This window comes from Streptomyces niveiscabiei (genome assembly GCF_001419795.1).
In the GTDB taxonomy this organism is placed as follows: domain Bacteria; phylum Actinomycetota; class Actinomycetes; order Streptomycetales; family Streptomycetaceae; genus Streptomyces; species Streptomyces niveiscabiei.
In genome coordinates this window covers 1-7,715 of sequence record NZ_LIRL01000316.1, presented here as the reverse complement: position 1 = coordinate 7,715, position 7,715 = coordinate 1, and the positions used below count along the sequence as shown (strand labels likewise).

5 protein-coding genes are annotated in these 7,715 nt (G+C 73.4%); 1 reads left to right on the top strand and 4 read right to left on the bottom strand.

The window, feature by feature from the left end:
• Positions 1-110 precede the first annotated feature (110 nt).
• From AOK24_RS16375 to AOK24_RS16360, 4 genes are all read right to left on the bottom strand, one after another.
• Positions 111-752: a LysE family translocator gene (locus AOK24_RS16375; RefSeq protein WP_055720816.1), complete on the bottom strand. Its 642-nt coding sequence runs from the start codon at positions 750-752 to the stop codon at positions 111-113.
• Positions 753-856: 104 nt separating this feature from the next.
• Positions 857-1,651, bottom strand: coding sequence for a S1 family peptidase (locus AOK24_RS16370; RefSeq protein WP_055720814.1), 795 nt, complete (start codon positions 1,649-1,651; stop codon positions 857-859).
• A gap of 233 nt (positions 1,652-1,884) precedes the next feature.
• Positions 1,885-4,698, bottom strand: coding sequence for a helix-turn-helix transcriptional regulator (locus AOK24_RS16365; RefSeq protein WP_055720813.1), 2,814 nt, complete (start codon positions 4,696-4,698; stop codon positions 1,885-1,887).
• A 236-nt stretch (positions 4,699-4,934) separates the two neighbouring features.
• A complete protein-coding gene (locus AOK24_RS16360; protein WP_206191210.1) occupies positions 4,935-5,762 on the bottom strand; it encodes a helix-turn-helix transcriptional regulator in 828 nt (275 codons plus the stop codon).
• Positions 5,763-5,951: 189 nt separating this feature from the next.
• Here AOK24_RS16360 and AOK24_RS16355 point away from each other — a divergent pair, with 189 nt between their 5' ends.
• Positions 5,952-7,682 carry an AMP-binding protein gene (locus AOK24_RS16355; protein WP_240553956.1) on the top strand — a complete coding sequence of 577 codons (1,731 nt, stop codon included), beginning with the start codon at positions 5,952-5,954 and terminating at the stop codon, positions 7,680-7,682.
• Positions 7,683-7,715: the final 33 nt, after the last annotated feature.

Here is a 7,715-nt window from a genome sequence, read left to right as displayed (position 1 = left end):
TCGCGAAGGCGGAGCGGGAGGCGGTCACCGAGGAGGCGGCGCGGATGCTGGCGGTGATGCACCCGGGGACGCCGTACGACATCCGGTTCGCCGCCGTGATCCCGTAGCGGTCAGTCGGTGCGCCCGGTGACCGCGACCGTCATGCCCAGCCCGATCATCGTGCACCCGCCCGCGCCCCCGATGAGCGACAGCCGCCGCTCCGAGCGCGCGAACCAGGAGCGGGCCGCCGAGGCGGTCAGCCCCCACAGGGTGTCCGTGACCAGCCCGATCCCGATCGGCACCAGCCCGAGCACGAGCATCTGCGCGACGACGTTCCCGGCGGAGTGGTCCACGAACTGCGGCAGCGCGGCGGCGAAGAAGACGACGCCCTTGGGGTTGGTGACCCCCACGAGCGCCCCGTCGACCAGGGTCCGCAGATCCCCCCGGCGGGCGGTGGACCCCCGTACCTCCGTCACCTTCAGCTCCCGCCGGTGCCGCCACCCCTGCACCCCGAGGTACACCAGGTAGCAGGCCCCCGCGAGCTTCACCCCGAGATAGACCGCCGCCGACTCCTGCACCACCGACCCGAGCCCGAACGCGACCACGGCGACCAGCAGATACGACCCCACCACGTTGCCCAGCGCGCTCATCACCGCCACCCGCCGCCCGTGGGCCAGCGCCCGCCCGATCACGAACAGCACACTCGGCCCGGGGACGACGATCACGAGCAGGGACACGGCGGCGAACGCGAGCAGCCGCTCTTCGGAGACAATCATGGCGGACAGTCTCGCCGCCGGAACGGGCGCATGGATAGAGGGCGTTGCGGGCCGCTCGTGGAGGCCCGCAACGCCCCCTGATCGTGCTCCCGGGGGTACCTCTACGAGGTGACCTCGGAGGTGACGAGGGAGGAGAAGGCGGTCAGCCGGGTGTAGACACCCGGGTAACCGGCCTCCGCGCACCCCTCTCCCCAGGAAGTGATCCCTGCCAGGACGCCCCCGATGAGCAGGGGACCGCCGCTGTCGCCCTGGCAGGTGTCTGTGCCGCCGGTGGTGTATCCGGCGCAAACCATGTCGGACTGGACGAAGTCCGCACCGTAGGAGCTCCGGCAGCCGGCGTCGGACACGACCGGGACGGTCGCGGTCCGCAGCTGGTTGGAGGAGCCGCCGTTCTCGGAGGTGGTGCCCCAGCCGAGGATGCGCGCGGTGGTGCCGGCCGCGTACAGGCCCGTCTGGGTGGCGGAGACGTACGGTGCCGGGGTGTACGGCATCGGCGTCGCCAGGGTCAGGACGGCCACGTCGTCGCCCTCGGTGGTGTCCGTGTAGCCGGGGTGGATCCAGATGCCGGTGACCCGGCCGACCGTGCCGTCGGTGCCGTTCAGGTACGTCCGGCCGCCGACCACGCGCACGCTGCCCGTGGTCTCGCCGACCATGCAGTGCGCCGCGGTCACGACCTTCGTCGCGGAGACGAGGGTGCCTCCGCAGAACTGCTTCTGCGAGGCGTCCGTGATCTGCATCATGAACGGATACGACGAGGTGGTGGTCGTCGTACCGCCGACGATCGGCTGGGGTGCTGCCGATGCCGGCGGGGTGCCGAGCAGCAGCGTCGTCGCTGCCGCTGCGGCGGTTGCCGCCGAGGCGGCGGCGGCCCTTCTCGCACGGTCGAGCGCGGACAATGTGTCTCCTCGTGGGGGGGAGGTAGCCGTGGGGAGTACGCGCGGGTGCTGTGGGGGAGTCGTGCACGGGGGTCGCGGGACCGACCCCCGTGTGCCCGGGCGAGCGGCACGTCACAGAACCTACGGCCCGTCACACCCTCACCCCAATGAGGGAACCCCCTAGGGGACCCGGACAGGGAAAACCCTCGGTGTCCCCGGGGCGAACCGCAGGTGGAAGTAAACCCGCCGCTCCGTCAGGTGGCGCGCCGCCCCGCCGCGAGCCGCACGATGTCCACCCGGGAGCGGATGCCGAGCTTGCGGTAGACGCGCGTCAACGTGGCCTCCACGGTCTTGACGCTGATGAACAGCCGGGCGGCGATCTCCCGGTTGGTGGCGCCCTCCATGACGAGCGCGGCGACCTGCCGCTCCATCGAGGCGAGCCCCTCCAGCGCGTCGGCGGCGGGCGCCCGCTCCACGAGAGCGGGCGACTCGACACCGGACGCGAGAGCCGCGTCGACCTGCCGCAGCCAGGGCACGGCCCGGCACCGCCGGAAGAGGCGCGTGGCCTCGTCGTACGACGTCGGCCCCGGGCGTCCGGTGCGCAGCCGGGCCAGCGCGAACGCGGCGCGGGCCTCCTCCAGGGCGTACCCGAGCTTCGCCAGCCGGTCCTGCACGGACGTCAGCTGGGCGAGGGCGGTGTCGTGGTCGCCGCGCGCGGCCCGCACCAGGGCCTCGGCACGGTCGAGGACGGCGATGATGCTCTCGCGCCCGAGCCGTACGGCGTGCTCGCGGGTGACGTCGATGACGTCCTGCGCCTCGGCCGGCTCCCCGATCCGTACGAGGGCCTCGGCGAGGTCGCCCTGCCAGCGCCCGCGCGCGGGGTCGGTGATGCCGAGCCCCTGCTCCAGCTCCCGGACCCGGCGCAGCGACTGGACGGCGCCGGCCGCGTCGTCGGCGACGAGCTGGGCGTACCCGAGGGAGGCGAGGGCCTTGGACAGGTACATCTGGTCGCCGTCGCCCTCGGCCCGCCCGGCGGCCTCGCGGGCGAGCTCCAGGGCCCGTTCGACGTCGCCGCCGGACGCCTCGGCCTGGGACGTCAGCATCGCGGAGGCGCCGAGCCCGATCCCGGAGTCGCGCGCGAGGCGCAGCGACTCGCGGGCCAGGTCGAGGGCGCGCCCGCAGTGCCCGGAGCGCAGTTCGGTCTCGGCGAGGAACCGCTGGAAGTGCACCTCGCTCTCGACGACGCCGCGCCGCTGCACCTCCCGCAGCAGCGCGGTGATCGTCGTGCGCGCCTCGGGCAGCTGGTCGCTCATCAGCAGCCACCGGAACCGCGCCATCGCGGGCCCGTTGTGATGGCAGGCCACATCCGCGAACTGCGGTTCCCGCAGCGCCTTCTTGATGGTCTGGGGCGCGTCCGGATGCCCCATCAGGGTCTCGGTGGACGCCTGGAGCGACAGCGCCATCAGCTCCGTACGCCGGTCCCCGCCGCGCTCGGCGAGTTCGGCGGCGTGCGCGGACTGCCGGCGCGCCTCGGGGAACTCGCCGTCGACGACCAGGCCGCGCCAGGCCAGCTGGTAGTGGACGAGGGCGAGGAGGCGCGGGTCGTCGCCCGCGTCGGCGAGGACCTTCGGGAAGACGGCGTCGACCTCGCCGAGCGCCTGCCCGGCGGACTCGATGACGATCATCCAGGCGCGCACCCGGTCGGCGGGCGCGGTCACCCTGGTGAGGACGTCGTGCGCGATGTCCCGCGCGAAGTCGGCCTCCCCGGCGGTGATCGCGTCCTCGCCGGCCTCCAGGCGCCGCTCGTCCGGCGAAGGCGCCGCGCCCGGCGGGGTGTGCCGGGCTGCTAGCAGGCCGAGCGAGGCGGCGACCGAGGGGGCGCCCCGATCGCGGGCGAGGGCGGCGGCCTCCGAGAGCCGGTCGGCGACCTCCGGGTCCGTGCCGGTCGTCGCCAGCGCCAGGTGCCGGGCGCGCTCGATCGGGTCGGAGGCGGCCGTGGACAGCGCCGCGTGCGCGGCCCGCCGGTCCTGCGCGGGCGCCTCCGCGTACAGCGCGGCCGAGATCAGCGGGTGCGCGAACCGTACGGCCGGACCCTCCGGCTCGGTCGCCAGCAGGCCGAGGGCGGCGGCCTGCGCGGTCTCCGCCTCGGCGTTCTCCCGGCCCGCCGCGTGCAGCAGGGCCAGCGTCGGACGGGCGCCCGCGCTCGCCACCAGCAGGGTGCGGCGCGCCTCGGCGGACAGCATGTCGAGGCGGGACAGCACCAGCGCGCGCAGCGAGGTCGGCACCGGCAGCGGCTCGCCGGGGCGCGGCGCCGTCGGCATCTCGCTGAGCGCCCGGCCCAGCTCCAGCGCGTACAGGGGGTTCCCGCCGCTGGTGCGGTGGATGTCGCGGACCGTGGAGCGGGGCAGCTCCGTGTAGCCGCGGTGGTCGAGGAGCGCGGACACGTGCGCCCGCGAGAGCGCGTTCAGCCGGATGGCGAGGGTGTCGGGCGGCGACTGCCGCAGCTGCCGGTCGTACTCCTGGCCCTCCGTACGCACCGCGCACAGGACCTGTACGGGGGTGTCGCCGAGCCGGCGGGCCGCGAAGCCGAGGAGTTCGGCGCTGGCGGGATCCAGCCACTGCATGTCGTCCGCGACGACCAGGACCCGGCCGCGCGTGGCGAGCTGGCGCAGCGCCGAGAGGACCGCGAGGCGCAGGGCGAGGCCGTCGCGCTGGAGGGTGGACTCGCCGCGCCCGGTGAGCGCCGATTCGAGCGCCGTGCGCTGGGCCGCGGGCAGGGCGGTGGCCACGTCGTCCAGGACCAGGCCGAAGAGGTCGGCGAGGGCCAGGAACGGGAGATGGGATTCGGACTCGGTCGCCGAGCAGCGCAGGACCGTGTGCGCGCTCTCGCCGTAATCCGCGGCCAAAGCGCGCAGCACCGTCGACTTTCCAATTCCGGCCGGTCCGTGGAGCAGCACGCTGCCGCCCCGCGCGAGCTGGTCGCGGGCCGACACCCACAGCTCGTCCCTGCCGATGACCAGGTCGGGGCGGCATCGGGCAGACTCCTTGAAGTCCCGTCGCACGGTCACCGCTCCCCTCCGAGTGTCGTGTGCGGGGCAAATTCTAGGCAACGCCTCTTTGACATTCGGAGGGACTGCCGGGTGAGGGATATAACAGCCGACTGCATGGAGAAATTCAGTAAGCGGTTACCTGAATAATCTGTGCCCGTCCGGAGCCCCGGGACGGGCCCGGAACGGCGCGAATCCTCCCGTCCGCCATGGTTCACACCGGCACCCCTTCCCTGTCCGGAAACCGACTCTCCCACTCAGGGCAACAGCCCCGCCCGCCGCGCCGCGACGACCGCCTCGCCCCGGGTCCGCGCCCCCAGTCTGCGCATCGCCGACCGCAGGTAGCCCTTGACCGTCTCCGGCCGCAGCCCGAGCCGCTCGGCGGTCAGCGCGTTGGTCGCGCCGGCCGCCACGCAGGTCAGGACGTCCAGCTCGCGCGGCGCGAGCGTGGTACCGCTTTCTACGGTTTCCGCCTGCTCGGTGCTCAATGTCAACAGGCCGCACGCGTCGAGAAGTTCGGCCCGCAGCTGCGGGTCCGCGATGCGCGGGGCCAGCGCGCGCAGCGCCGCGTGCGCCTCCCGGACCTGCTCCCAGTGCGCCGCGTCCGCCGGACGCCCCGGCTCGGCGGGCGGCCCGGCCGCCTCCAGCAGCGCCCGCGCCTCGTCCTGCACCACGAGCGCCTGCTCGACGTCCCGCGCCACGTCCACCGCCGCGACCAGCGTCCGGTCGCCCAGCGGCATCGCGGTGCGCAGCGCCCCGTACAGCACGCCCCGCACCCGGCGGCGCACCACGATCGGCACCGCCAGCACCGACCGGATGCCCTCCTCGGCGACCGCGACGTCGTACTCGTGGCTGATCTGCCGCGAGACCGAGTAGTCGCTCACCGCGATCGGCCGCGCCAGGGCCAGCGTCTTGCCGCCGAGGCCGTACCCGGCCGTCACCGCCAGGCCGCGCAGCGAGGCCGTCGCCGCGCCGCTCATCTCCGTGATCCGCATCCGCCGCTGGCCCAGCTCGACCGGCCCGCCGAACGCCACCGGCAAACCGGTGGTCCGCCGCAGCCTGACGAGCGCGCCATGAATCTCCATCGTTCCCGACGCGTCCGCTGCCACCCTGCACCCGCCTCTTTCTACGGCTCCGCCGCCGCGCACACCCCCGTTCGGGGGTAGTGAGACCTGCATCACGGATTACACGATGGCAGAGTGCCGCCGGGCAATGGACCGGTACGGAGCGGGAGTGAACCGGAGGAACACTCTCCGTGGATCAGAGGAGTGCAGATGGTGACGAAGGATTCGTTCTCCGTGCGGGTTTCCGCCGCTTCCAACACGTCTGCCGACCATGCCGGTCCCGCCGCCGAGTTCCGCAGAGCCCGGGACTTCCTGCTCACCCACCGCGACAACTACGCCGCCGCGTACGCCGGTTTCACCTGGCCGCGCCCCGAACGCTTCAACTGGGCGCTCGACTGGTTCGACGCGATCGCCGACGGCAACGACCGCACCGCCCTGCACATCGTCGAGGAGGACGGCTCCGAACAGAAGCTGTCCTTCGCCGAGTTGGCGCACCGCTCCGACCAGGTCGCGAACTGGCTGCGCGCGCGGGGCGTGCGCGCCGAGGACCGCGTCCTCGTGATGCTGGGCAACCAGGCCGAGTTGTGGGAGATCGCCCTCGCCGCGATGAAGCTGCGCGCCGTCGTCATCCCGGCAACTCCCCTGCTGGGTCCGGCGGATCTGCGCGACCGCGTCGAACGGGGCCGCGTCCGGCACGTCATCGTCCGCTCCGCCGACGCCGCCAAGTTCGCCGAGGTGCCCGGCCGTTACACGCGGACCACGGTCGGCGAACCCGTCGACGGCTGGCACTCCTACGCCGAAGCGGGCGCCGCCTCCGCCGAGTTCACCCCCGACGGCGAGACCCTCGCCGACGACCCGCTGATGCTCTACTTCACCTCCGGCACCACCGCCCGCCCCAAGCTCGTCGAACACACCCACGCGTCCTACCCCATCGGGCACCTGGCCACCATGTACTGGATCGGCCTCAAGCCCGGCGACGTCCACCTCAACATCTCCTCGCCCGGCTGGGCCAAGCACGCCTGGTCCAACCTCTTCGCCCCCTGGAACGCCGAGGCGACCGTCTTCATCTTCAACTACGCCCGGTTCGACGCGAGCCGGCTGATGGCCGAGATGGACCGGGCCGGGGTGACGACCTTCTGCGCGCCGCCGACCGTCTGGCGCATGCTCATCCAGGCCGACCTGACCCAGCTGGCCACACCGCCGCGCGAGGCCGTCGCCGCCGGGGAACCCCTCAACCCCGAAGTGATAGAGCAGGTGCGCAGGGCCTGGGGGCTCACGATCCGGGACGGGTTCGGGCAGACCGAGACGGCCGTCCAGGTCGCCAACACCCCCGGACAGCCCCTCAAGACGGGCTCCATGGGGCGGCCCAGCCCCGGCTACAAGGTCGAACTGCTCGACCCCGTCTCCGGCGCCCCCGGCGTCACCGAGGGCGAGATCGCGCTCGACCTCGCCGGGCGGCCCGTCGGACTCATGACCGGCTACCACGGGGACGCGGACCGCACGGCCGAGGCGATGGCCGGCGGCTACTACCGCACCGGGGACGTCGCCTCCCGCGACGCCGACGGGTACCTGACGTACATCGGGCGCAGCGACGACGTCTTCAAGGCCAGCGACTACAAGATCTCGCCGTTCGAGCTGGAGAGCGCGCTCCTGGAGCACGAGGCCGTGGCCGAGGCGGCGGTCGTCCCGGCGCCCGACCCGGTACGGCTGGCGGTGCCCAAGGCGTACGTGGTGCTCGCCGCCGGGTGGGAGCCCGGTCCCGAGACCGCCGAGGCGCTGTTCGCCCACTCGCGGAAGCTGCTCGCGCCCTACAAGCGGATCAAGCGGCTGGAGTTCGCGCCGCTGCCGAAGACGGTTTCCGGGAAGATCCGGCGCATAGAGCTTCGGGAGGCGACCGCCGAGGGGTCGCAGGACGAGTACCGGGAAGAGGACTTCCGGTGACGTCGGGAGGCGGGTCGGGGGGCGTCTCTGGGG